This window comes from Pseudoalteromonas prydzensis (genome assembly GCF_011050055.1).
GTDB classification, from domain to species: Bacteria; Pseudomonadota; Gammaproteobacteria; order Enterobacterales; family Alteromonadaceae; genus Pseudoalteromonas; species Pseudoalteromonas prydzensis_A.
Genome location: NZ_DRGM01000163.1, coordinates 1 through 24959 on the forward strand (window position 1 = coordinate 1; position 24959 = coordinate 24959).

Below are 24959 nucleotides of genomic sequence, written 5' to 3' on the forward strand. Positions count from 1 at the left end.
GCTTACGTTGACGACGGCACTATGGTTGATACATGGGCGACTGTAGGCTCATGTGCACAAATTGGTAAGAACGTACACTTATCTGGTGGTGTTGGCATAGGCGGTGTTTTAGAGCCATTACAAGCCAATCCTACTATCATTGAAGATAACTGTTTTATTGGCGCACGTTCTGAAATTGTAGAAGGCGTGATCGTTGAAGAAGGCGCGGTAATTTCAATGGGTGTTTACATCAGCCAAAGTACTCGTATTTACGATCGCGAAACTGGCGAAACTCACTACGGCCGCGTACCAGCAGGCGCAGTAGTAGTCCCGGGTGCACTACCATCAAAAGATGGTACTCACAGCCTGTACGCTGCAATTATCGTGAAAAAAGTAGATCAGCAAACCCGCGAAAAAGTAGGAATTAATGCATTATTGAGATCGATTGACGAATAATACAAAGCAGTAAGCTGGTTTGCGTTAACAGTGAAGAAATGAAAGCCCTAACGCTGTGCAGCGTTAGGGCTTTTTTATTCAGCTTAATAACAATTGCTGCTTACTTTTAATCATATTAATTAAATTGCATTTCCGGAATATCACCAGCGACAATTAATTTACCAGCCGTTTTAGTTATTATCTCCTCTGTCGAAACCCCTGGTGCGCGCTCTAATAAATAAAACGCGCCGTCTTTAATTTCAAGTAGCGCAAGATCGGTGATCACTTTGTTGATACAGCCCACTCCTGTGAGCGGTAAACTACATTCGCTGAGTAATTTAGACTCCCCCTGTTTATTAGCATGAGTCATAGTGCAGATAATATTTTTTGCACCAGCCACTAAATCCATGGCACCTCCCATACCTTTCACTAACTTATTGGGGATCATCCAGCTAGCTATATTGCCATGTTGGTCAACTTCAAAAGCCCCCAGTACAGTTAAATCTACGTGACCACCACGGATCATTGCAAAACTCTCTGCAGAACTAAAAATGGCGGCGCCTTTAGCCGCGGTAACCGTTTCCTTCCCTGCGTTAATCATATCGGCATCCACAGCAGCTGTTTCAGGGTACGGTCCCATACCTAACAAGCCATTTTCTGATTGCAGCATTACTTCTATGTCACTAGACACATAGTTGGCCACTAAGGTTGGAATGCCAATTCCTAAGTTCACGTAATAACCATCTTGCAGTTCCATCGCTACGCGTTTCGCGATTTGTTCTCGTGATAATGCCATCTGCGAGCTCCTTATTTATTGTTATCTCGGGTGGTGACTTTCTCTATGCGTTTTTCAAACTCGCCTTTAATCACTCGGTCAATATAAATACCAGGGGTGTGAATTTGGCTTGGCTCAAGCTCGCCAGGCTCAACAATTTCTTCAACCTCTAAAACGGTAATTTTACCGGCAGTTGCAGCCATGGGATTAAAGTTCATCGCAGTATGACGATATATACAGTTGCCATAGCGATCCGCCTTATACGCTTTAATAATGGCAAAATCACCAGTAATGCTGGGCTCTAATAAATAGTCGCGGCCATTGATATGGCGGGTTTCTTTGCCCTCAGCCACCACAGTACCTACGCCGGTGGCCGTATAAAAAGCAGGGATCCCCGCACCACCAGCACGCATTTTCTCAGCCAAAGTGCCCTGCGGTGTTAACTCAACATCTAACTCACCACTGAGTAGCTGTTGCTCAAAAAGCGCATTTTCACCCACATATGAGGCAATCATTTTGCTAATTTGCTTATCTTCAAGCAACACGCCAAGACCAAACCCATCAATGCCACAGTTATTCGAGACTACGGTTAAATCACGTGTGCCTTGACGCTTTATTTGCGCGATCAACCCCTCAGGAATACCACATAGTCCAAAACCACCCGCGATCACTGTCATACCATCTGTAAGACCTGCCATTGCTTCACTGTAACTTGTCACTACTTTATCAAAACCAGCCATAATCCCTCCTATTGAGCAGTCCAGCCACCATCAATGGCAATAGCTTGTGCAGTGATATTGCGCGCTTCATCGGCCATTAAAAAACAAATGGTATGCAGTATTTCATCTAAACCAATGAAGGCTTTTTTTGGCATGGGTGCAAGCATGATGGTGTCTATAACTTGCTGTTGTGAAATGCTATGCTGTTTCGCCTGTGCAGCAATCTGCTGCTCAACCAACGGGGTTTTCACATAGGCAGGGCACACTGTATTAATGGTAATATTACTGTCGCCAGTTTCTAATGCCACCGTTTTGGCAAAGCCTATTAAGCCGTGCTTCGCCGCAACATAAGCAGATTTATATTTAGACGCAACCATAGCGTGAATAGAGCCTATATTTATGATACGACCGAAATTTTGCTTGCGCATACGTGGTAACACCGCTTTGCTCATCATCGCTGGTCCCACCAACATAACCTGCTGTAAAAGTTGCCATGTGTCTGCAGGAAACTCTTCTAGCTTTGCCACATGCTGAATACCCGCATTATTAATAAGTACATCTATCGGTTGGTTAAGCATTGTAAAAAAGCGTGTAATAGCTTGGCTATCAGCCACGTTCAATGCATAACCCTCGGCACTGCCGCCCTGTGCAACTATGTGTGCCGCAGCCTGCTGCGCTGCTTGCTCATTTAGGTCAGTCACAATAATGTTGTGCCCTGCAATGGCAAGCTGCTCTGCTACGTAAAGGCCTATACCACTGGCAGCTCCAGTAATTAATACTGTTTTACTCATGGTTATCGTCCTCTAAAAATTCGCGGATCAATTGTGCTTTTGGTGAGATTGAAAAAATCCCATCTAAATGCCCCCAGCCTCCTGAAATTTCAGAGATCGCAACATCCTTATCCAACTCTTGCATTGCTTCATACACTTTTCGCATATTTTCAGGGCGTAGTAATAGGTCATTGCTCGCAGGTAATAATAAGGTTTTAGCGGTTATTTTTTTTAATGCTTCATTCACATCCCCCTGCATACCGGCACTAAATAGCTGTGAAGCCCTAACTAAATAAAGGACATGATTAGCATCTTGCGTTTTCGCTCGCGCTAATGCCCGAGCAGCCAGTGTTTGGCTTAACTTAGGTAAAGTGCGAATATCTTTAAGTGCCCCTTGGTCGCGCACGGTAAAATCAGGAAAACTGGCGTTATAAATAATTGGGTGCATTGCATCTTGGGTAATGTTCAACATCGTTGCGGCTAAACCGTCGAGCGGAGGTTGTTTGTCGTAATAATCACCCTGCTGCCAATTTTTATCTAAACGTATCGGTAGCGCCCATTTTTCAAGTGCTGCGACTGTCCATGCATCCATAGTGGCACCACCAATCACATGAATGAGTCGCTCTACTTGAGCTGGATAACGTACCGCCCACTCAAGCGCTTGGAACGAGCCCATTGATGCGCCCATCACTGCGTGTAATTTTTTAATTCCTAAACTCTCTAACAAACGTTTTTGTACATTAACAAAATCAGTAATGGTCACTACAGGGAAATCGAGCCCATAAGGTTTGCCCGTCGCGGGGTTAATCGATGCCGGTCCTGTGGTGATAACATTGGGATCATGCCAGTTGGCATTGACTAACGTATCTGAGCTGATCACAAAAAATTTATTAGTATCTATCGCTTTATTTGGACCAATCAGTGCATCCCAATAACCAGGCTGCACATCATCGGCTTGGTATTTCCCCGCAGCATGAGAGGTACCTGAAAAGTAATGAGTGATTAAAATTACATTATCTTTTTCTTCATTAAGGGTGCCATAGCTTTCCCAGCCAATATCAACTTGAGCAATCGTTTTACCTGACACAGTTATAAAATTTTCAGTGCTGAAATGTTGCTTTTCTACCAACATAGTCGCGACTTTTTCGCTAGCCAATGCCGCCGTACTATAAACAATAAACAACATCAGTATTATTAGTTTAGTTTTCATTGCTGTTCCTTAAAAAATGATAAACAAGCTCAGCGCCAGTGCGACGCCAATTATCGGAATAACGACTGTTAACGCAGCCAATGGCCAGTAAGCACGTTGGTGAGTTTCTTTACAAATCGCCCGTATAGTCGTGACCACATAACCATTATGCGGCAAGCTATCCAGCGCCCCTGAACTAATGGCCACCACCCGATGTAATTGCTCAGGGTTAACGCCCATATCTAAGTATTGCGGCGCAACTAATGGCAACGCAATCGCTTGGCCACCTGATGCAGAGCCAGTTAAACCCGCAATAACACTCACGGCAACAGCTGCACCAACCAGTTCATTACCGGGCATCTGAGTCATCGCATCAACGGCGGCAATAAATGCTGGTGATACTTTTGCCACCGCGCCAAAACCCACCACGGCGGCAGTATTACCAATGGCAACTAAAGCACCTGTAGTACCCACATTGATAGCATTGGCCATATTATGGAAATACTTATAGTTAATAACCACAATACTTAATACACCACCAAGCAATGCGACTATTAATGCGGTTTGCTGTAATACATCATGCAAAGTAAAAGACAGCAACAACACCACTAATAATGGAATGATGCCAGTCATTGGATGTGGTCGCTCCCGTTCAATAATTACCGGATCATCATCACGGGCTGCAAAGCACTCGCCATTTGCTTGCGCTTTTTTGATCATCTTGTTGAGCCAGAAGTAACCAGCAGTTGCCATAAAAATTGCAACCACTAAGCTCACTTCCCATGCAGCATACGGAGAAGTGGCTAAATATTTAACCGGGATCCAATTTTGAATTTCAGGTGAGCCCGCTGAGGTCATCGTAAACGTCACCGACCCAAACGCCAAAGTAGCTGGAATAAAGCGCCGTGGTAAATTAGCGTCTTTAAACAAACTTAATGCCATTGGATAAACTGAAAACGCGACAATAAACACACTTACCCCGCCGTAGGTTAATACAGCACAAGCAATCACTACAGCCAGCACGGCCTGTTTCATGCCTAATTTACCTACAATGTAGCTTGCCACGCTATCAGCAGCACCGGTGTCTTCCATAAACTTACCGAACAGAGAGCCCAGTAAAAACATAAAAAACCACGCACTTAAAAAGCCCGCAAAGCCATCCATATAAGCATTAATAAAGTTACTATCAGCAGTGACTGGAAATATCGCCATATCACTACTCAGTGCCACTAAAAGTGCACATACAGGCGCAGCAATAAATAAATTTACGCCACGCAACGTTAAAATAATCAGCAGTATTAAACCGCCTAACAGCCCTATCATGCTCAGCATAGACATTCCTATAATTATTGTTATTACCCAAGATGAGGTGACATCGCAGTAATTGCTTTTAGTCTTACTGTAAACCACCAAAAAAAGACATAACACTAAGGTACTACACATTATAAATTTGGCTTAAACCCCTTATAAGTCAAGGAATTAATTGCGTATAGCACTATGGTACTAATTCCTTTTTTGCAACTATCTTCTACATTGAATGCAGGTGACATGAGCAAACCATTAACGATAACAATAAACAGGAACACACCATGATCAAGCTCAATCAAAACATCACACCGGTAACACTCGCTGTTTCATTAGCCTTATTAAGTGCTAATAGTATTGCCGCTGAGCAAACGACTACTGCAAAAAAAGGCGAACTTGAGCGCATTGAAGTTACTGCGCGAAAAACGGTTGAAAACTTGCAAGAAGTGCCCGTTGCCGTAACGTCAATTGGCGCCCAGCAACTTGCCGAAAATGGCATCAGCGTGATGACCGAAGTGCAGCAGTTTTCACCTAACACCACATTGCAAGCGAGCCGTGGAACTAACTCTACCATTACCGCCTTTATTCGTGGTGTTGGCCAACAAGACCCGCTGTGGGGTTATGAACCTGGGGTGGGCATTTATATTGATGATGTCTACTTAGCACGACCACAAGGCGCTGTTTTAGATTTACTGGATGTACAACAAATTGAGGTTTTACGGGGGCCACAAGGTACGCTCTACGGTAAAAACACCATTGGTGGAGCCATTAAATATGTCACTAAGGAAATGACTGGCGATGCCACTTTAAACGTGCAAGGCACAGTCGGAAGTTACAATCAAAAAGATTTGAAGATCACCGGACAACTGCCGTTGATTGATGAAAAGCTCTATGTTGGTTTTGGCTTTGCTACTTTAAACCGCGATGGCTTTGGGGAGTTTCTAACGTCAGATTTAGATAATCAAGACCGTGAAAACTACAACAAAGATGTAACCGCCGCACGTGTAACCTTAGAGTACACGCCCACCGACGACTTATTCTTTAGACTTACATGGGATAAAACCGAAGATGAGTCTAACGCCAAAGGCGGTTACCGTTTACTACCGAGCTTACTCACAGATGCACCAGTACCTGACAGCGTATACGACTCATATACCAGTTTACCAACATGGAACAAGGTTGAACTTGAAGGCTACAGCTTAACTGCCCGTTGGGACATGAGTAGCAACACCAGTTTAAAATACATCGGCTCAAGTCGTGACAGTTATTCACCCACTAATATCGATTTTGATAACACCTCAATTCGCATTTTTGATGTGCCAGCAATTTATGATGACGAACAAACCACTCATGAGCTACAACTCAATCATCAAGGCGATAACTACAAGCTGGTATCTGGTTTATATTACTATGATGGTGAGTCTTGTGGGCAATTTCAGGCTATTTTAGAAGAGCTCGGTAAAAGCTTAGGTGCGGCCAGTCTCACCCGTGAAGTAAGCGGATGCAGCAACTCAACCAGTAAGGCCGCGTATATCCAAGGCAGTTATGATTTTGATGATAAGTGGTCGATGACCTTAGGTGCTCGCTACACCAAAGACAGCAAAGACGCGATGGTAAATAACGGCCTCATATTTGACACGGTATACCCTGAGTCAGGTTGGATACCGGGTTATGTTCGCCCTGAAGGACAACTAGTCCCCACAGTATTAGATGACAGTGCAGATTGGTCACGTTTTACTCCTCGTGCTGGCGTTGAGTATCAATATAGTCGCGATATTATGTTCTTTGCCAGCTACGCACAAGGGTTTAAATCAGGGACATTCAACCCTCGTGCCACCACGGCTGAACCTGCCGCTAAGCCAGAAATTGTTGATTCATTCGAATTTGGCATGAAAAGCGAATGGCACAATAACCTACGTGCCAACGTAACTTTGTTCACTCTTGATCATAAAGATCGTCAGTATATCTCCGTATTACCGGGTGATAATGCAGCAGATTTAAACCAGCGCTTAGGAAATATTGGTGAATCTACCTCGGATGGTATCGAAGTAGAACTTAACTATATAGCCACAGAATCGCTCAGCTTTGATGCGTCAATTGGTTATATAGATAGTAGCTTTGATAATGTTATAGATTACGACCCTGAAACGGGTGAAGCATTTGATAAGTCTGAGCGCTTTAGTGTATCAAACACGCCTGACTTAACCTTTAACCTCGGTGCCACCTATCGTATGTATACCGCAATGGGCGACTTTGTTATGAACGGTAACTATTACTACCGTGGTGATTACGCGCTATTTGAAGAAGATAGCCTGCTCACTCAAGATGCTTACGGCTTACTCAACATCGGTATAACCTGGTACAGCACTGATGGCCACTGGAGCGCAGGGCTCTATGGTAAAAACCTCACAGACGAAGAATACATGATTGGTGGCTACCAGTTTGTAGCACCCGATCCGAGCGACCCAAGTGATGTCAGCAAATACACACCAGGCCTAGGTGGAGATAACACCTTAATTGGCTACTATGGCGACCCTCGTACTGTGTCATTCACTGTCGGTTACCGTTTTTAAGTTATTGTCTAAAAAGGTTTACCTGTTCTTTTCCCCGCAGGTAAACCTTGTTTCAAGGTAAAAAATCACTTATAACATACTGCATTGGAGTTTTAGGGAATGTCTTTAACTGTGAACACTATTATTGCCGATGATCACCCGTTATTTAGAAGTGCACTGCGCCAAGCCGCGGCCACCTCAGTGCCTGAACAACATATAAAAGAAACCAGCGACATTGATGGTTTATTTGCCCTATTAACCGAGCACCCTGAAATAGAGTTAATTTTTTTAGATTTAACCATTCCGGGTGCAAATGGCCTACAGGCACTCTCGCAACTACGAAATCGTTACCCTGATATTCTAGTGATCATGGTCTCTGCTAATGAAACACCTGCGATTATAAAACAAGCCATGAGCTTGGGGGCTGCTGGTTATATCCCAAAATCATCCTCGCTAGATGTAATAAGCGAAGCCATTAGTCACGTACTCAATGGCGATACTTGGCTGCCACCTGAAATCGATTTAACCGACATAATTATTAATGACGAGCAAAGCAGTTTTGCCCGCAATCTCGAAAAGCTCACACCACAGCAATACCGCGTACTAGCAATGATTGCCGATGGCCTACTGAATAAACAAATAGCCTTTGAAATGTCGATTCAAGAAACCACCATTAAACAACATGTGTCGGCTATCCTGCGCAAACTCAATGTATACAACCGTACCCAAGCAGGCATACTCTTTGACCAATTATCACAAGTCGGTAAAACCGAGGTTAGTTAACAAAGTAAGCAAGTGTTAATAACACTGCCGATATAAAGATCAATCAGCAGTATTATTCTGTTTTAGCGCACGTAAATGCGATAATCCCACGCAGCCAACTGCAAACTACTGTTAGCATTAAACGCCTCTTTATCGCCGCTTAAATACTCCTCGTACTCGCCATGGTGTAAATTTTCTTTAAAGCGAATACGTTGCGGTTTGTCACTAAAGTTAAAGACTGCAAACACTTTATTGTGATCATTTTGCCGTACAAAGCTAAGTACCTGTGCTGGTTGGCTATTGTGTACAGGGATCATCCGAGCCCCCCAATTAGCATTCCACAGTGCCGAATTTGCTTTTTTCAGTGCAAATAATTTTTTATACAAAGCGCCATTTTCATGCTGGATAAAATTGTCATTTTCATCATGCCAAACAATGGCATCACGCTCAAAAAAAGCTAACCGCTTGCTATTGCCCACTTTTTGACCATTATAAATCATCGGCATGCCTTCACTTACTACCGATAACGCCATCACAGCATGTAACGCCTCAGCAAACATTTCAAACTCAGTGCCTTCCCATGCATTTTGGTCATGATTACTCACCCCTAGTAGGCGCATAATGTTTTGCGGATAGTATTTTTCATTCCATGAATAGTATACATAAAGCTTATTAACATCCGCATGGCCTTGTACTATCGCATGTACCGCTTGGTGCCATGTCCAGCCGTAGGTCATGTCAAATGCTTGAGCATGAAAATCGCGCCCCTCAAACTCAGCGAGCATAAATACGGGCTTAATTGCGTCGAGCTCCTTACGCACATTATTCCAAAAATCGAGCGGCACAAACCCCGCAACATCGGCACGAAAGCCATCAAAGCCAACGTCTTCAACCCAATATTTCATCGCCTCAGTCATATACTGGCGTAAAGCAGGCTGGCTATAATCCAACTCGATAATATCACTCCAGTCCCACCACGGGGTTGGCCTAAAATCACCTTTCCAGTCACGAATATACCAATCTGGATGTTCAGTTACGAGGTTGCTATCCCACGCGGTATGATTCGCAACCCAATCAAGGATCACATACATACCTTGCTGATGTGCAGCAGCAATAAATGCTTTAATATCTTCAATACTACCAAACTCAGAATTCACCCCGTAATAATCTTTAATTGAGTATGGGCTTCCCAAACGGCCTTTACGGTTTACTTCACCAATCGGCTGAATAGGCATAAGCCAGAGAATATCGACACCTAGCTCTTTTAATCGAGGTAACTGCTGTTGCGCAGCGGCAAAAGTCCCTTCAGGGGTAAATTGCCGCGTGTTGATCTGGTAAATTACTGCGTTTTTACTCCACTCAGGATGCTTTACCTGAACATATGGGGTGGGTTGATACGCATAATGCTGCAGCTTGGGCGTGTTGGTCGATACGGACTGACAGGCTACAAAACTAACGCTGACTAGAGCCAGAATCAGTTGCCGCCAGTATTGCATCAAATTACGTTGACGATACATAGTTTATCTCCTGCCTTTATTATGATAGTACACTTTTTTCTGAATCGATTAAGATTAGTACTACGTTAAATAAAACCGCTCAAGTTGAATACGTATTCAGCTGTTAGCAAATAATCTCAAATATAGCCCACACAGCTTGTCTGGAAATAAAATTAACACTTATTGCGCTGGTTTATTGCACGTAACAAAACTCACTGTTTTATATTGTTTTTACTCTATCAATATAGGATTGATAACCATTTGTTCTAAGCCATACTGATTTCATATTTTGGTTTCTGCTGTTCGCCTTATATCTTTGCGCGCAATTACGCTTATGTTGCTTTTTTTTACCCAAACAATGATCGGTATTTTACTGGCATTGGTACGCATTATTGGGTTCATTACTTTTTAAGGACGTTGTTTCATGTCTATTGCCGCAATCGTGTCAATCACGGTATTTGTGGGGCTGTTGTTTGTGCTTTTTCAGCAACAGCAAAAAACTCACACACTTTCTCGGTTAGTACTGCTTGGTTTAGTGTCAGGCAGTGTGTTTGGTCTTGCATTACAATTGGTTTTTAGTGAAGGCCATGCTGTTGTTAAAGAAACTTTAAGTTGGATTGATATTATTGGCAGTGGTTATATTGGCTTATTAAAAATGGTCATTATGCCGTTGGTATTAGTGTCGATGATTGCGGCAGTAGTTAAGCTTGATAAAGACGGCTCGTTGGGCAAAATATCAAGCCTGACCATTGCTATTTTGCTAGTCACCACTGCCATTGCCGCGCTGATCGGCATTATGGTAGTACAAGTCTTTGGTTTAACCGGGGAAGGATTAACCGAAGGTGCCCGCGAAACCTCACGTATTGCAATTCTTGAAAACCGTGCGGCAACACTGAGTGAATTAACCATTCCACAAATGTTACTGAGCTTTATACCAACCAATCCGTTTGCAGATTTAACCGGATCGCGCTCAACATCCATTATCGCAGTGGTTATTTTTGGTATTTTAACAGGCGTTGCTGCACGTAAAGTAATGCTCGAAAAAACCGAGCTAGCAACACCTATTCGTACCTTTGTTGAAGCAGCGCAATCGATTGTTATGCGTTTGGTAAAAATGGTGATCGCGTTAACCCCATACGGGGTTGCCGCGTTAATGACAAAAGTTGTCGCTACTTCAAGCCCCGGCGACATACTAAACTTGCTCGGTTTTATTGTGGCTTCTTATATTGCTATTTTGCTGATGTTTGTTGTCCACGCTATATTGATTTCGTTAGTCGGCGTGAACCCTAAACAGTACTTCCAAAAAATTTGGCCGGTACTGACTTTTGCTTTTACTTCTCGCAGCTCTGCGGCGTCTATTCCGCTCAATATAGAAACCCAGATCAACAAGCTTAATGTACCACCAGCGATTGCTAACTTGTCGGCTTCATTTGGCGCGACCATAGGCCAAAACGGTTGTGCAGGTATTTATCCGGCCATGTTAGCAGTCATGGTGGCCCCCAGTATGGGCATTAACCCAATGGATTTTCAGTTTATTGTGTCGTTAGTGGCCATCATCGCGATCAGCTCTTTTGGCATTGCCGGTGTCGGTGGCGGCGCTACATTTGCGGCGCTGATTGTACTGCCAGCAATGGGCTTGCCCGTCACCATCGCGGCATTATTAATTTCTATTGAGCCGCTCATTGATATGGCCCGTACCGCACTTAACGTATCGGGATCAATGACCGCAGGTACAATGACCAGCCGCATATTAGGACAAAAAACGCCAGATAACCTAGAGCAACAAGCCTAACCCATACATAACCGCTGTTGATATTCGCGGATCAGCAGCGGTTAGTTAAGTCAGCCGCTTGATCATTCGTTTTAAAGCCGGTGCTTTAAGCGGTTTATATAATAACGGATAGCCAGCATCGAGCACCCGCTCACGAATAGCTTCATCGTGATTAGCCGTATTGACAATGGCAGGTAATTCGCCTATTCCTGCTTGACGGATCAACTCAAGCCCAGTTACACCATCATCCAGTTGATAATCGACTATTAATAATTGCGGGAGTTCATGGGTTACTTTTAACTGCTCAAGCTCCACTAAATTAGTGGCAGTCGCAATCTCGCAGCCCCAGTTTTCAAGTAGCTGCTTAAGCGCTTCAAGTACATTGCGGTCGTTATCAACTAACCAAATATGCAAACGCCCTAGTTCGGTTTCTTGCCCTTGCTCTGCACTGTGTAGCGCAGTGCTGATCCGAGCTGCTTTACAAGGTAAGGTTAATGTAAATTGCGTGCCTTTACCAAGTTCAGAGCCCATCATGAGGGGCATTTTCAATAAATCACAAATTCTTTTGGTAATCGCTAAGCCAAGCCCTAATCCCTCAGCATTGGGCTTTTTCCCTAGTTGTTTAAATTCTTGATATATCGTTTGTTGATCACTTGCAGCAATGCCGATCCCTGTATCTTCAATAATGAAAGAGACCTGTTCATCATGGCGTTGCATTTTTAAACGCACTTCGCCTTGTTCGGTGTAACGTATGGCATTACTGAGTAAATTACGCAGCACTCGGCGTAATAATGCTTTATCGGTAACTAATCGTACATCGCACGTTTGCACAATGAAATTAAGCCCTTTTTCTCTCGCAAGTGCCGCATAATCATTACATAATGGCTCAAGTAAGCTACTAACTGCAAATTCACTGTACTGAACTTTAAATGCTCCAGAGTCCAGTTTTGTCAGTTCTAAAATGCTCGACAACAGCTCTTCAGCACTCCCTAATGAGTTTTTAATATTGAGCGCCAGCTCTTGTAGCTGAGTGTCTTGTGCTTTTTCATTCATTAATGAGCAAAACAAACTGGCCGCATTAAAAGGTTGTAATAAATCGTGACTAGCTGCAGCAAAAAAGCGCGTTTTACTCACCGTTGCTTGTTCGGCAACTAATTTTGCCGCAGACAGCTCATGGTTAGCTTGCGTTAAAGCTTTTGTCCGTGTTGCTACTTTTTCTTCAAGACTAACATTTGCCTCTTTAAGTGCTTTTTGCTGCTTAACAAACTCTGAAATATCAGTATAGGTAGTTACAAAGCCACCACCTGGTAGCGGGTTACCTTGCATCTCAAACACCCGGCCATCATTATGTGAGCGTTGATATTTATAGGCACTGCCTTGTTTTAAATAGGCTAAGCGTTTTTCTACTTCGGTATTGATATCTTCACCACTAAACAAGCCACGCTCGGCATTAAAACGAATAATATCAGCCACTGGGCGGCCAATATAAAGTGCAGCTTCCGGATAACAGAACATGCATTTATAACCTTGATTCCAAGCAACTAAACGCAGTTCACTATCCACTACACTTATGCCTTGTTGAATGTTTTCAATGGTGGATTGCAGTAAGTCACGATTAAACTTCAGCACTTGCGTCGCTTCATCAACAAGTTCAGCAACTTGCTCTAGCGGCTGACGCTGCTCATTTTTTGCAACATCCAAAATAAGTCGTGCCGATGCCCCGCCTATCACTGCAGACATTTCTCGTTCTATTAATAACTCAAGTTGTACATTTGCTGGGTGTTTCCACTTACTTTTATCCGTTGGAAAGTATTGGTTTACTAATAGTTGGCTGGCATCTTTTTCGGCAAACCGCTGTAACAGCGCACCTAAATCATGGTAGTTCAATGGTTGTAAGGCGCTATTAATTCGCGAATCGGATAATTGGGGAATAAACTTATTGCTTTGTAATCGCTCTGCTAAGGTTGCTTGGCTAAATAGCGGCACTAAAAAATACACAAAGCAATTTGCCCCTAATGACAATAATACCGCTTGACTAATACTCTCTAAACCCAGAGAGAATAAATCAGTGGGTGCTAACCAAGCTATTTGCCATGGTCCTGCTATCAACCAACGGCTATCATTACCAAGGCCGCTAGCAAGGTTTGGCAATAATAAAGTGTAACCCCAAATTATAAAGCCAGTTAAAATACCCAGCTGTGCCCCTCGACACGAAGCGTGTCGCCACCATAAACCTATCACCATTGCAGGAGCAAATTGCGCAACTAAGGTAAACGACATAAGGCCCACATTGGCTAAGGTGTTGGTCTCTCCAAGAATACGATGGGTAAAATAACTAAGTAATAAAATTAATACTATGACGATTTTACGCGCATGCAGCAGGTTATTTTTATCAAGCCCACGACTGCTCGAAGTAAGCTGAGAACGACGTAAAATAAACTGATTGATAAAGTCATTGGTGATCATCACAGAAAGCACAATAGCCGATACGATTACCATGCTGGTTGCTGCTGAAAAGCCGCCTAAAAAAGCTAACAATGCCACCAGCGGACTGTCTGCCGCCATCGGTAACGCCAAAACAAACGTATCGTAACCTACGTCAGTACCTTGAAAGTAAATCAATCCCGCATAGGCAATAGGTAAAATAAATAGATTGATTAGCAGCAAATAAATAGGGAATAACCAGCGTGCTGAGGCCAGCTCTTTATCGCTATTATTTTCTATAAAGCTCATGTGAAATTGCCGTGGCAAACACAACGTGGCTAAAATCCCTAATAATGTATGTGCAACATACACATAAGTTGGGCTTTGTGTTGCGACCACCTGTTTATCTATATTTAGCTCTGCGGCTTTGGCAAATAAAGCAGCTGGACTATCAAAAAGCACAAAACAGACATATAAGCCCACGACCATAAACGCCAGTAACTTAACCATAGATTCAAAGGCAATACTGGCAATCAGCCCAGGGTTGTGCTCGCTCGGCCTTAACCTCCTAGCACCAAATAAAATGGCAAACAATGCTAATAGCAAAGTGATATAAAACGTACTATCAGCCCAGACTTGATGGCTTTGCGATGCAGCTCGTGCAGTTAATAAATTAATACTTTGCGCGGTGGCGCTCAGTTGTAATGAAATATACGGCACAATGGCAATCACAGAAATAAGTGATATTAAACCCGAGAGACTAGAAGACTGACCATACCGCGTGGCAATAAAATCGGCCATTGAGGTAAGCTTTTGCTGGCGGCAAATATGCGCAATACGGCAGTACACTTGCCAACCAAAAATAAACAACAAAATAGTGCCCGCATAAGTGGGAGCCAGCCACCAGCCATTATTCGCCGCTTGCGCAGTGGTGCCATAAAACGCCCACGAGGTACAATAAACACCCAACGATAGCCCGTAGGTTAAGCCTTTAAAAGGCAGCGTTTTGCGTTTATCTGCCCAACCCGCCACAGCAAATAAAATTCCCAAATATACAATGGCGAGCAAGCTTATTGACCAAATAGAAAACATAACCGCTGATATTTTTAATTATTATTTAACCAGCATAAGCGTTTTAATGCAAAATTACAGCACTAACTTTAGTACTAACTTTAGAACTAAATAATTGTTTCATATGTACCTTTAAACGATCTAAAGTAAATGAACACTATTTCAAGTTGGTATTAACAGCACTGCATCTCTAACTGATAATCAACATCAAAATACGACAAACAATAACGGCTTATTATGAGCAAGCAATCTGAGTGCTGCTTCAGCATAACCGCTAAGAATCGTGCATAACGGAGCGAATAAGGAAATTCACTTTTGTAGATAACTGAAACCGAGCCAACAGCGCATGAAATCAGCTGTTCACGGCTAAAGTGTTACAAGTTATTACAAAGTTACATTTTATTGCCTGTTTTATCGGATTTTCCGTTACTTTTGACATACATGCTATTTACGATACTGGCACTTTTTTCACATCCCACTACAATGCAATGCACAAAAACAAATATTGGAACACACACTATGAATCTGACACGTAGTTCGCTGAAAAATCCTGCGAGTGTCATTGTTATCTTGGTGCTAATTATGTTGTTTGGCATATTAAGCATTTTTAAGCTGCCGATCCAATTAACCCCTGATATTGAACAACCGCAAATTACAATTTTCTCTGGTTGGCGCCAAGCAGCCCCCGAAGAGATTGAATCAGTTATTATTGAGCCAATTGAAAATGCAGTAAAAAACACCCCCGGTGCATTAGAGGTCAATACCAATATCAATCGTGGTAACGGCGCAATAACACTGACCTTTGCTGTTGGCCAAAATATGCAACAAGCTATGCTGGATGTGTTAACCAGTCTTAATCAGGCTCCGCCTTTACCTCTGGACGCATTTGATCCCGTGGTATTTGCCGGCGGTAATAATGGTGAGGCGGCCGCAACCTTGCTGGTCACACCAAAAGATTATCAATCTGATAGTTTAGATTTTGATATGGCGCAGTTTCAAAAACAAATTGATGAGTTTATTGAGCCACGGTTAGCGCAAATTCCTGGCGTTGCGCGAGTTGAGCTCGCCAGTGAGCGGCCGAAAGAGTTACGCATTACCTTTGATCCACACAAGGCCGCAGCTTTAGGCGTAAGCCTTGAGCAAATAAGTAATGTACTGGCCAGCTCTCGCGATACCTCTGGCGGCTTAGCAAATGTTGGCAGGCGCCAATATACAGTGCGCTTTACCGGGCAATATGACCTGTCGAGTATGGCGCAAATGCGCGTTGGTTACTCAGCTGATAGGCCCATTTATTTAGGCGATATTGCCAGTGTTGAGCGCACGTACTCGGACCGACTAGGGATGAGTGGACGTAACGGAAAACCCGCCTACTACATCCGTATTTCTCGTGCTAATAAAGCCAATACAGTGGCGTTACTGGACGATATTAATCTGGCAATTCAAGAGCTAAACGAAGGGCCACTGGCAGCAAATGGCCTCTCTATTGAGCTTAGTTTTGACGCCTCTGTGCATATACGTAATGCACTGTCATTAGTGAACAGTAATCTAGGCCTTGGCGTTATCTTGTCTTGCTTAATTTTGTGGTTATTTTTTAGAGGCCTAAAAGCAACCTTAGTCATTGCAGCGACTATTCCAATCTCACTGATGGTGGCATTTTTAGCGCTGAATATTTTTGGTCGTAGCCTAAATGTTATATCCCTTGCGGGCCTGGCATTTGCTGTTGGCTTAGTGTTAGATGCGGCAATTATAGTGCAAGAAAACATCGCTCGACTGCGCGCTGAAGGTGTTGATAATAAAAAAGCAGCACTGAGAGGGGCAGCTCAAGTCACCGGTGCTTTATTTGCGTCAACTACCACCAGTGTTGCGATCTTTTTACCTATTTTGTTTATGGCAGGTATTGAAGGACAGCTATTTTCTGACTTAGCGCTGACCCTCTCTATTGCGGTGATCACTTCAATGATATGCGCAATTACGCTGATCCCATTAGCGAATCATTTATGGCCAGATGCACAGATAAAAGTGGATCCATATCACCACTATTGGCAAAAGTTGAGTAATGTTATTATGAGGCTCACTAATACCCGCATTAAGCAACTTACTTGGATTGCGGTATTGCTTGGTGGCTCAGTGATCACAACCTTTACTATGTTACCAAAAACTGATTTTATGCCACGTGCGCCTACCGACGGCTTCTTTTTCAATTTGATCACGCCACCGGGTGGCAATGTGCAGTTTATGGAAGAAGAGCTGTTACTTCGTGTGAAAAAACGACTGATGCCCTACTACACTGGCGAAAAACAACCCAGTATTAAAGACTTCAATTTTTATGCTTTTGGCTCAAATGCCGGGGGCTTTATTTATTCCGCCGATCCACAACGGGTTGAGGAATTAATGAAAGTCGCCAAAGAAGAAATTTTTATTGATTTACCCGACACTCAAGTATTTTTCTTTCGCGGTTCAATGATCCAAGTTGCAAACGGTGGCGATGGCCGTGCTATCAATATTGACCTAACTGGGCCAAACATGGATGACTTGGTCAGTGCTGCGCAAATCGCATTAAGCGCTGTCAATGAAGCGTTACCAGACGCTACCGCACAGCCACAACCGCGCCTTGATATGGCCGAACCAGAACTGAGATTAACACCTAATGATCGCCGTATTACTCAAGCTGGGCTTACTCGTCGCGATGTATCGCAAGCAGTACAAGCATACACCGGTGGTTTATTCGTGAATGAATATTTTGATGGTAATGAACGCATGAATGTGATTTTACGAGGCATTCCTTGGCAAACCCCTGAAGAACTCAAAGCACTGCCGATTGTTACCCCACAAGCAGGCATTCAAACCCTTGGCGAACTTGCCAACATTGAACGAACGGTAGGACCGACTCAGTTACGTCGGGTAAATGGCCGCCGTACAGTGAGCATAGTGGTAACTCCACCTGCCGATATGAGCTTACAACAAGCACAAGCAATTTTAAGCGAACAAGTAATGCCCAAAGTAAGAGCTAGCCTGCCAAGTAATGCGGGGGCAATATTAGCTGGTAACGCCCAAAAAATGAATTCTGCGATGACCGAAATGGCACTGAATTTTGTGCTGGCATTGTTTATTTTATTTTTATTAATGACAGCCCTGTTTAAATCCGCAACAGACAGCGCACTAGTATTACTGGTTATGCCGTTAGCCATTGCCGGCGGTGTACTCGCGCTATTTATTTTAAACTTATTTACCTTTCAATCACTCGATTTGCTCACCATGATTGGCTTTATCATTTTGTTAGGACTGGTGGTTAACAATGCCATCTTACTGGTCGATCAAACTAAAGTGGCGTTGGCGTCAGGGTTGAGCCGTGCGGCTGCGGTAAAACAAGCGGTATTACTAAGAGCACGGCCGGTGTACTTAAGCACACTAACAAGCTTGTTTGGCATGCTACCATTGATGCTAATGCCGGGTGTCGGCTCTGAGATATACAGGGGCCTTGCAACCGTTATTGTCGGTGGTATGGCAGTCAGTGCATTGTTTACCCTTATTTTAATGCCTAGCTTGCTACAACTCGGTCGCAACACCGCGCCGGCGTCAACGAACCAGCAAAATACCTCAGCAGTTCAATAAGGATCGAGAATATAACCATGAAGAGAATAAAATCAGCCTTACAGTTTTTCATTTTGTGCAATTATTTATTCGTTGCCCCTGCTTTTGCCATCGTGCCAGTCAGTGTTGCTGAGCTAACTAAAGCGCCTCTTACCAGCGAAATAGCAGTTAATGGCACACTGTTTGGCAAAGACGACGTTACTTTAACAGCCGGGATAAGTGGCCGCCTGATGTATGTTGCAGAGCCCGGTAGTGTAATAAACAAAAATGATATTTTAGTGCGCATGGATACCTTGCCTTTAGAGTTAGATAAAGCACGCCAAGCAGAAATGCTTAACCGCGCTAATATCAATTTACGTTTATATCAACAAGACCTAACCCGCTTAAAAGAATTAGCAAAATCTAGCAGCGCTGCCCTCAGCCAAGTTGATGAAGTGCAAAATAAGCATGACTTGGCTCGCTCTGACATAGCGCTTGCCAACGTTGAGCTTCAGGTGATCGATGATAAGTTAACCAGAGCCACGATCCGTGCGCCTTTTGCAGGCATTGTTAGTGAGCGTTTTAAGCGCGCGGGACGGGAAATAAATCGAGCCGATGAGTTACTTACCTTACTGGATATTTATCATTTAGAAGTGCGTTTATATGTGCCAGTTAAATACTTAAAGTATTTACAAACGGGTATCACCTTACCCATTACAGCTGGTGACTTATCCCAACCAGAAACTGCCACAGCTATAATTACTGCGGTGATCCCATCAACTGATCCACGCTCGCAAACTGTTGAGATACGCGCTAATTTACAAACAGATAATCAACACGCCTGGGCTATTGGCCAACTTGTTGATGTAGCGGTGCCATTGACGACTAAAAACGACGTACTATTGGTAAATAGAGACGCACTGATCATCCGTAAACAAGGCACCCATGTAGTAAAAATTGATAACCAAAGTAAAGCAATCCAAATTCCGGTAACGGTTGGCAGTGGTAAAGGGCAACTTGTTGCAATTTCACCCCTTGCAGGCAACAGTTTAAAGGCCGGCGATAAGATAGCAATACGTGGTGCTGAGCGCCTACAGACAGGGCAAGAGGTTGACGTACAGAGTAAATAATCAACTCGTTAACTCACCTCATATATGCAGCCAGTTGCAAAAGTGGCTGCATCTACTTACAAGCAAAACCACTCAAATCTATTCGCTTTATTTGCTCGCCTTTTGCTGTGTGAACGTTGTGTTTGATAATCAAGAATCTGTCTTTTTCACTAAATGTGAAATGCCCTAACCAATCGAGAGTGACTATCGGTGTTAAGCTATAAAAACCGTTTTCATCCGTGCATTGATAGGAGAAGTAATGCGTAGCTTTGCCAAATGCACCAATATCAGAGGTATACACGCTGATATTACCTTGTTGTTGGTAGTCGTCGGCTTGAGTGCCAACCACTAAATATAATGCACTAATGATTGCTAGGACAATAAATTGGATCCCTGCCACTATAAAAAAGCTGATATCAAAGACTTTAGCATACCAAGCTCGGGGCTGTTCATGATGTGGATGACCGTGGCTTGCTAACAAAAAGCCACCGATAGTGACCAGTAATAATTTAACGGGTATCAAATAGGCACTGAGTAAATACATGGTTTTGGGATTGTGCCATTGCAGACCAAAAGCCGTGGGTATAAATAAACTGTCTAGCAACGATAATAATATCAGCAAACACGCGATAATGAGTTTTTTACGTTTTAGCATTTATAAGCGATGGCAATTTATGATGTGTTTGAGTGTACAAATAATAGCGGCCAATAAAAAGCCCGTTAGAGTAAACTTAACGGGCTGATATCAATCTTCAATCTTCAATCTTCAAAAAAATTAATCATCTTCAACGTTATCTAAGCCTTTGGTGCCGTCTTTGGCTTTTAGTTTATGATGGATCGCCGACTTTATCAGCATATAGCCACTAATTGGTGCTGTAATTAATAAGAAGATAGTGATCAACAGCTCTTTCACACTGATACCATCTTGCGCGTTACTAAAAAACACCATCGCGGCAATGAGCACCCCTGCCATACCTAAAGTCGTGGCTTTGGTTGGCCCGTGTAAGCGCATAAAAAAGTCGGGCATTTTAATTAAGCCTATTGAACCAATTAAAATAAATGCGCCACCAATAAGTAATAAAATAGCCACAATCCATTCACTGTACATATGTATTCCTTATTCGATAATATCGCCACGTAGCAAATATTTACATACCGCTACGGTGCTGACAAAGCCAAGCATTGCAATTAACAAGGCGGCTTCAAAATACAGGCCTGTGCCCATGCTCATACCATATAAAATGATCAATGCAATGGTATTTATATACATGGTATCAAGGGCTAAAATGCGATCAGGTACCGAAGGGCCAACCACTAAACGCCACAAGTTAAGTAACAGTGATAGGCCAATCATGGCAAAGACGATTAAAAAAACCGTTTCTAACATTGAAATATCTCCTTAAGTGGGGCTTCATAGCGCTGCTTTATGGTATTGATCAATGCTTGTTCATCATCTAAATCTAGTACATGAATTAATAAATAACGCTCTGTTGGCTCTTCACCTTGCGGTAATGATTCTGGTACTGGGTATACTTCGGCACTTACAGTACCGGGAGTAAGCGACACTGTACTTGCCAAAATAGTAATAGGCATTGCATGACTTAGATCTAAGGGTACTTTCACAAATGCCGGACGCAGCTTTTTAACTGGCCCTAAAATTAACAGTGCCACTTGTAAATTTGCCGTAATAATATCAAACAGCACAATTAAAAACTGTTTTACTGCAAGACCAGGTTTAATTATTAGCGGCTGCGGCTCACGAAATGGAAAAGTGATCACAGGGATAATAAATGCAAACAGCGTAGCCAAAATTAAATGACCAGCCGATACACTGTTATTTAACAATAACCACACAACAAACAGTAATAAACTGCGAAATGGCGTGGGTAGCCAACGAAAGCGGGATTCTAAACGCATTATAAGCCTCCCTTAAGGACAGTATTTATTCCAGCCGATATATCATGCAATTGTGTCGCCGCAGCAATCATATACTCAGAAATAGGCCCCGCAAAAATAACCATTAACGGCGAACACGCTAATAAACCAATGACAGCAATAACTTGCATTGGCTTGGCATGACCTTCTTCAGGATGATCACGGCCTTGGTGCTTGCGCTCCCAAAATAAGCCAGTCCCTGCCCGAGATAATGCAACCAGCAGAACAAAGCTGGCAATCAAATACACTGGCCAAAATAGCAGCGCACGCTCACTATCGAGTGTTATTTTTAAAATCCAAATCTTACCCACAAACCCAGAAAGCGGTGGCATGCCAACCACAGCTAACGCGGCAACAATAAAACAGCCGCCTAATAATATCGGTTGTGCTACACCACGCCCTGGGGCTAAACGATCCGCAACTTTACCACGCTGATGAGCAATTAAATCTGCTAATAAGAATAGCGCCGCACAAATAATGGTTGAATGCACAAGGTAATACAACAATGCAGCCGTTGCGCTAACATGTTGAATAGCAACTAACGCCACTAAAGTACCAACAGAAACCACAACTAGGTTTGCGGTTAATTTACGTAGATCTTGCGCTGCGAGTACACCTATAGCACCAATCACAATTGTTGCTATTGCTAAGCCCCATAACCAAGGCTGCGCCATGTGATTTAATAAACCCGCCTGCTCACCAAATATAACCGTATACACCCGTAGCATGGCGTATACGCCGACTTTGGTCATAATCGCAAACAAGGCTGCCACCACCGGCATAGCACTGGCGTAAGTATTCGGCAACCATAGATGCAACGGTAATAGCGCGCCTTTTAAAGCAAACACAACCAGTAGTAGTAAACCACCGATTTTCGCAAGGTAGACATCATCACCTTGTAGTTGTGATACTTTTAGCGCCATATCGGCAATATTCAAAGTGCCTAATACGCCATATAAAATACCTAAGGCAATCAAAAATACACTTGAGCCAATCAAATTTAATACAACGTATTGTAATGCCGCACGCGTCTTATGTTTATCCCCTGCATGCATCAATAACGAGTAAGAAGCAATTAATAACACTTCAAAAAATACAAATAGATTAAATAAATCACCGGTTAAAAATGCGCCATTTACACCCAGTACTAAAAAGTGCACTAACGGATGGAAAAAGCTGCCTTTTTCATCATCGCCAACACTACTATAAAGGACCACGGCTAAAGCTAAAAATGACGTTAATGCGACCAGCAGTACTGACAACAAATCAGCTACTAAAACAATACCATATGGGGCTTGCCAATTTCCGATGGCATAGACCATAGGGCCTGAGTTATAAACATGAACCAGCAATACAGCACTAATACAGGCTGTAATAATTGACATCACGATCGACACTACACGACGAATTGGAATGCTTTTACCGCATGGCGGTAATAACAGCAGGATGGCTGCAAGCATTGGAATTAAGATTGGCAATGAAGCCAAGTGCTGAATCATCTGTGCTCCTTGTTGTTACTTTTCACAAGGTGACCATCAACATGATCATTACCTAGATCAGCACGACCACGAATGGCTAAAATCACCACAAAGGCAGTCATTGCAAAACCGATCACGATTGCAGTTAATACTAATGCTTGTGGTAAAGGATCGGCATAATCAGCGCCAGTGCCTAATACCACGGCCTTATTGATTGTGAGTCTGCCCGCTGAAAATAAAAATAAATTTACCGCATAAGAAATCATCGTTAATCCCAACACTACCGGAAAAGTACGTGCTCTTAGCAGTAAATAAATACCACAAGTCACCAGTACACCAACGCACGATGCGTATAACAGTTCCATTAAATAGTTACCTCTTCTTTGGCTGCATCGGCAGTGAGTTTACCAAGGCTTGCTAAAATCATTAAGGTTGCACCAACCACAGTTAAATACACGCCTAAATCAAATACAATGGCACTGGCGAGCTCCGTTTTACCCACAAATGGAATATCAAAGTAATCAAACCAGGTCGTTAAGAACGGTCTGCCAAATGCCCAGCTGCCTAAGCCAGTAAACATTGCAATAGCGATACCTGAGGCAATGATCTTACGATAGTTGACATCAAAACGAGAGGTGATCCACACCGAACCACGTGCCATATATTGCAAAATAAACGCAATAGAAGTCACAAGGCCGGCAATAAAGCCACCGCCAGGTAAGTTATGTCCACGTAAGAATATATACGCTGAAACTAACAAGGCTAAAGGTAATAAACTCTGTGAAATACTGGTAAGCAATATAGGATAACGCTCACGCGCCCATGGACGCCCTTCACTGTCGCTGGCAGGCATAAATAAAGGTAAGTTTGTGAGTAATTTATAAATGCCTAACGCAGCGATACCTAATACGGTAATTTCTCCTAGGGTGTCAAAACCCCTAAAATCAACCAAAATAACGTTAACTACATTGGTACCGCCACCGCCGGTTTTCGCATTCGCGATAAAGAAATCTGAAATTGATTCAAGCGGCCGCGTTAATAACGCATAACAAATACTGGCAATAACCACCCCAACTGCTGACGCGATCCCTAAATCACGTAACATGCGTAATGAACTTGACTCTTTTGGTGTACGTTGCGGTAAAAAGAATAACGCCAACATTAATAAGATCACCGTCACAACTTCGACTGTTAATTGGGTTAGGGCTAAATCCGGTGCAGAAAAACGGGTAAACGCCACCGACACCATTAAGCCCACAATGGATATCATTAATAGCGATACCATCCGAGCGCGATGCCAAATTACGGTGCTAATTGCACCAATAATCAATAAGCCTGCGCCAATGCCATTATAAAAATCAATCGGCGTACTTGGAACTGTGCCTGCTAATTCACCCATTTCAAATAATGGCCAACCCGCGCACAGTAAAACCACGCCGAGCATAATAACAATATAGCGTTGTAATGAACCATTTTCAGTACTGCGGATCTTCTCTTGGCTCCATTTAATAACGCTATAAAGCACTCTTTCAAAAGTCTTTTTAGCATTCAATGTTGGTAACGAAGCTTGAAATTGAAACAGGTGTTTACGCTGAATATAAATAAATACCCCACAACAC

The 24959-nt window shown here is 43.1% G+C and carries 20 protein-coding genes; 6 read left to right on the forward strand and 14 right to left on the reverse strand.

Annotation, left to right across the window (positions count from 1 at the left end; all coding sequences use genetic code 11):
* Positions 1–435, forward strand: a 435-nt coding sequence (locus ENH88_RS15260) for a 2,3,4,5-tetrahydropyridine-2,6-dicarboxylate N-succinyltransferase (protein ID WP_304183463.1), incomplete at its 5' end; no start/stop codon positions are given.
* A gap of 115 nt (positions 436–550) precedes the next feature.
* Here ENH88_RS15260 and ENH88_RS15265 read toward each other — a convergent pair.
* The 5 genes from ENH88_RS15265 to ENH88_RS15285 are packed head-to-tail and all read right to left on the reverse strand — an operon-like array spanning position 551 to position 5199.
* Positions 551–1210, reverse strand: a complete 660-nt coding sequence (locus ENH88_RS15265) for a 3-oxoacid CoA-transferase subunit B (RefSeq protein WP_304183464.1) — start codon at positions 1208–1210, stop codon at positions 551–553.
* An 11-nt stretch (positions 1211–1221) separates the two neighbouring features.
* Positions 1222–1929, reverse strand: a complete 708-nt coding sequence (locus ENH88_RS15270) for a CoA transferase subunit A (protein WP_064667604.1) — start codon at positions 1927–1929, stop codon at positions 1222–1224.
* An 8-nt stretch (positions 1930–1937) separates the two neighbouring features.
* Positions 1938–2699 carry a 3-hydroxybutyrate dehydrogenase gene (locus ENH88_RS15275; RefSeq protein WP_304183466.1) on the reverse strand — a complete coding sequence of 254 codons (762 nt, stop codon included), beginning with the start codon at positions 2697–2699 and terminating at the stop codon, positions 1938–1940.
* The gene (locus ENH88_RS15280; RefSeq protein ID WP_304183468.1) at positions 2692–3888 is read right to left on the reverse strand and encodes an E22 family MetX-like putative esterase; all 1197 of its coding nucleotides are present in this window, start codon (positions 3886–3888) and stop codon (positions 2692–2694) included. The genes ENH88_RS15275 and ENH88_RS15280 overlap by 8 nt, the downstream gene beginning before the upstream one ends.
* A gap of 9 nt (positions 3889–3897) precedes the next feature.
* Entirely contained in the window at positions 3898–5199 is a 1302-nt protein-coding gene (locus ENH88_RS15285; RefSeq protein ID WP_304183469.1) for a GntP family permease, read from the reverse strand.
* 257 nt (positions 5200–5456) lie between these two features.
* Here ENH88_RS15285 and ENH88_RS15290 point away from each other — a divergent pair, with 257 nt between their 5' ends.
* Both ENH88_RS15290 and ENH88_RS15295 read left to right on the forward strand, forming a co-directional pair.
* Positions 5457–7745 carry a TonB-dependent receptor gene (locus ENH88_RS15290; RefSeq protein ID WP_304183471.1) on the forward strand — a complete coding sequence of 763 codons (2289 nt, stop codon included), beginning with the start codon at positions 5457–5459 and terminating at the stop codon, positions 7743–7745.
* Positions 7746–7844: 99 nt separating this feature from the next.
* Positions 7845–8507, forward strand: coding sequence for a response regulator transcription factor (locus tag ENH88_RS15295; protein WP_304183472.1), 663 nt, complete (start codon positions 7845–7847; stop codon positions 8505–8507).
* A gap of 62 nt (positions 8508–8569) precedes the next feature.
* Here ENH88_RS15295 and ENH88_RS15300 read toward each other — a convergent pair whose 3' ends face one another.
* Entirely contained in the window at positions 8570–10003 is a 1434-nt protein-coding gene (locus tag ENH88_RS15300) for an alpha-amylase family glycosyl hydrolase (RefSeq protein WP_304183474.1), read from the reverse strand.
* Positions 10004–10406: 403 nt separating this feature from the next.
* On the opposite strand from ENH88_RS15300, the gene ENH88_RS15305 reads away from it, so the two are divergent.
* Complete coding sequence (locus tag ENH88_RS15305; protein ID WP_304183475.1) at positions 10407–11774, forward strand: L-cystine transporter; 1368 nt, start codon at positions 10407–10409, stop codon at positions 11772–11774.
* 45 nt (positions 11775–11819) lie between these two features.
* On the opposite strand, the gene ENH88_RS15310 is transcribed toward ENH88_RS15305, so the two are convergent.
* Complete coding sequence (locus ENH88_RS15310; RefSeq protein WP_304183476.1) at positions 11820–15269, reverse strand: PAS domain-containing hybrid sensor histidine kinase/response regulator; 3450 nt, start codon at positions 15267–15269, stop codon at positions 11820–11822.
* Between the two features lie 498 nt (positions 15270–15767).
* Here ENH88_RS15310 and ENH88_RS15315 point away from each other — a divergent pair, with 498 nt between their 5' ends.
* Positions 15768–18860: an efflux RND transporter permease subunit gene (locus ENH88_RS15315; protein WP_304183478.1), complete on the forward strand. Its 3093-nt coding sequence runs from the start codon at positions 15768–15770 to the stop codon at positions 18858–18860.
* A gap of 17 nt (positions 18861–18877) precedes the next feature.
* On the forward strand, positions 18878–19948 hold the full coding sequence (locus ENH88_RS15320) for an efflux RND transporter periplasmic adaptor subunit (protein WP_304183480.1): 1071 nt from the start codon (positions 18878–18880) through the stop codon (positions 19946–19948).
* 52 nt (positions 19949–20000) lie between these two features.
* Here the strand turns inward: ENH88_RS15320 and ENH88_RS15325 are convergent, their stop codons facing one another.
* The 7 genes from ENH88_RS15325 to mbhE all read right to left on the reverse strand — a co-directional run.
* Entirely contained in the window at positions 20001–20582 is a 582-nt protein-coding gene (locus tag ENH88_RS15325; RefSeq protein WP_304183481.1) for a hypothetical protein, read from the reverse strand.
* Between the two features lie 120 nt (positions 20583–20702).
* Positions 20703–21035, reverse strand: coding sequence for a Na+/H+ antiporter subunit G (locus tag ENH88_RS15330; protein WP_304183482.1), 333 nt, complete (start codon positions 21033–21035; stop codon positions 20703–20705).
* Between the two features lie 9 nt (positions 21036–21044).
* Entirely contained in the window at positions 21045–21314 is a 270-nt protein-coding gene (locus ENH88_RS15335; RefSeq protein WP_016707651.1) for a K+/H+ antiporter subunit F, read from the reverse strand.
* On the reverse strand, positions 21308–21844 hold the full coding sequence (locus ENH88_RS15340; RefSeq protein ID WP_304183484.1) for a Na+/H+ antiporter subunit E: 537 nt from the start codon (positions 21842–21844) through the stop codon (positions 21308–21310). Before ENH88_RS15340 ends, ENH88_RS15335 begins: the two co-directional genes overlap by 7 nt.
* Positions 21844–23361 (reverse strand): monovalent cation/H+ antiporter subunit D, encoded by a 1518-nt coding sequence (locus tag ENH88_RS15345; protein WP_304183487.1) that lies wholly within the window; start codon positions 23359–23361, stop codon positions 21844–21846. The genes ENH88_RS15340 and ENH88_RS15345 overlap by 1 nt, the downstream gene beginning before the upstream one ends.
* Positions 23358–23705: a Na+/H+ antiporter subunit C gene (locus tag ENH88_RS15350; RefSeq protein ID WP_064667620.1), complete on the reverse strand. Its 348-nt coding sequence runs from the start codon at positions 23703–23705 to the stop codon at positions 23358–23360. The genes ENH88_RS15345 and ENH88_RS15350 overlap by 4 nt, the downstream gene beginning before the upstream one ends.
* A partial coding sequence (gene mbhE / locus ENH88_RS15355) for a hydrogen gas-evolving membrane-bound hydrogenase subunit E (protein WP_304183490.1) occupies positions 23705–24959 on the reverse strand: 1255 nt, incomplete at its 5' end. The genes ENH88_RS15350 and mbhE, both read right to left, overlap by 1 nt.

What these genes read in the sequence shown, in the direction of transcription:
- ENH88_RS15310 (WP_304183476.1), bottom strand. Translation starts at nt 15,269, where the DNA reads ATGTTTTCTATTTGGTCAATAAGCTTGCTCGCCATTGTATATTTGGGA.
- ENH88_RS15275 (WP_304183466.1), bottom strand. Translation starts at nt 2,699, where the DNA reads ATGAGTAAAACAGTATTAATTACTGGAGCTGCCAGTGGTATAGGCCTT.
- ENH88_RS15335 (WP_016707651.1), bottom strand. Translation starts at nt 21,314, where the DNA reads ATGTTAGAAACGGTTTTTTTAATCGTCTTTGCCATGATTGGCCTATCA.
- ENH88_RS15320 (WP_304183480.1), top strand. Translation starts at nt 18,878, where the DNA reads ATGAAGAGAATAAAATCAGCCTTACAGTTTTTCATTTTGTGCAATTAT.
- ENH88_RS15325 (WP_304183481.1), bottom strand. Translation starts at nt 20,582, where the DNA reads ATGCTAAAACGTAAAAAACTCATTATCGCGTGTTTGCTGATATTATTA.
- ENH88_RS15345 (WP_304183487.1), bottom strand. Translation starts at nt 23,361, where the DNA reads ATGATTCAGCACTTGGCTTCATTGCCAATCTTAATTCCAATGCTTGCA.
- ENH88_RS15330 (WP_304183482.1), bottom strand. Translation starts at nt 21,035, where the DNA reads ATGTACAGTGAATGGATTGTGGCTATTTTATTACTTATTGGTGGCGCA.
- ENH88_RS15340 (WP_304183484.1), bottom strand. Translation starts at nt 21,844, where the DNA reads ATGCGTTTAGAATCCCGCTTTCGTTGGCTACCCACGCCATTTCGCAGT.
- ENH88_RS15280 (WP_304183468.1), bottom strand. Translation starts at nt 3,888, where the DNA reads ATGAAAACTAAACTAATAATACTGATGTTGTTTATTGTTTATAGTACG.
- ENH88_RS15265 (WP_304183464.1), bottom strand. Translation starts at nt 1,210, where the DNA reads ATGGCATTATCACGAGAACAAATCGCGAAACGCGTAGCGATGGAACTG.
- ENH88_RS15295 (WP_304183472.1), top strand. Translation starts at nt 7,845, where the DNA reads ATGTCTTTAACTGTGAACACTATTATTGCCGATGATCACCCGTTATTT.
- ENH88_RS15315 (WP_304183478.1), top strand. Translation starts at nt 15,768, where the DNA reads ATGAATCTGACACGTAGTTCGCTGAAAAATCCTGCGAGTGTCATTGTT.
- ENH88_RS15305 (WP_304183475.1), top strand. Translation starts at nt 10,407, where the DNA reads ATGTCTATTGCCGCAATCGTGTCAATCACGGTATTTGTGGGGCTGTTG.
- ENH88_RS15350 (WP_064667620.1), bottom strand. Translation starts at nt 23,705, where the DNA reads ATGGAACTGTTATACGCATCGTGCGTTGGTGTACTGGTGACTTGTGGT.
- ENH88_RS15270 (WP_064667604.1), bottom strand. Translation starts at nt 1,929, where the DNA reads ATGGCTGGTTTTGATAAAGTAGTGACAAGTTACAGTGAAGCAATGGCA.
- ENH88_RS15285 (WP_304183469.1), bottom strand. Translation starts at nt 5,199, where the DNA reads ATGCTGAGCATGATAGGGCTGTTAGGCGGTTTAATACTGCTGATTATT.
- ENH88_RS15300 (WP_304183474.1), bottom strand. Translation starts at nt 10,003, where the DNA reads ATGTATCGTCAACGTAATTTGATGCAATACTGGCGGCAACTGATTCTG.
- ENH88_RS15290 (WP_304183471.1), top strand. Translation starts at nt 5,457, where the DNA reads ATGATCAAGCTCAATCAAAACATCACACCGGTAACACTCGCTGTTTCA.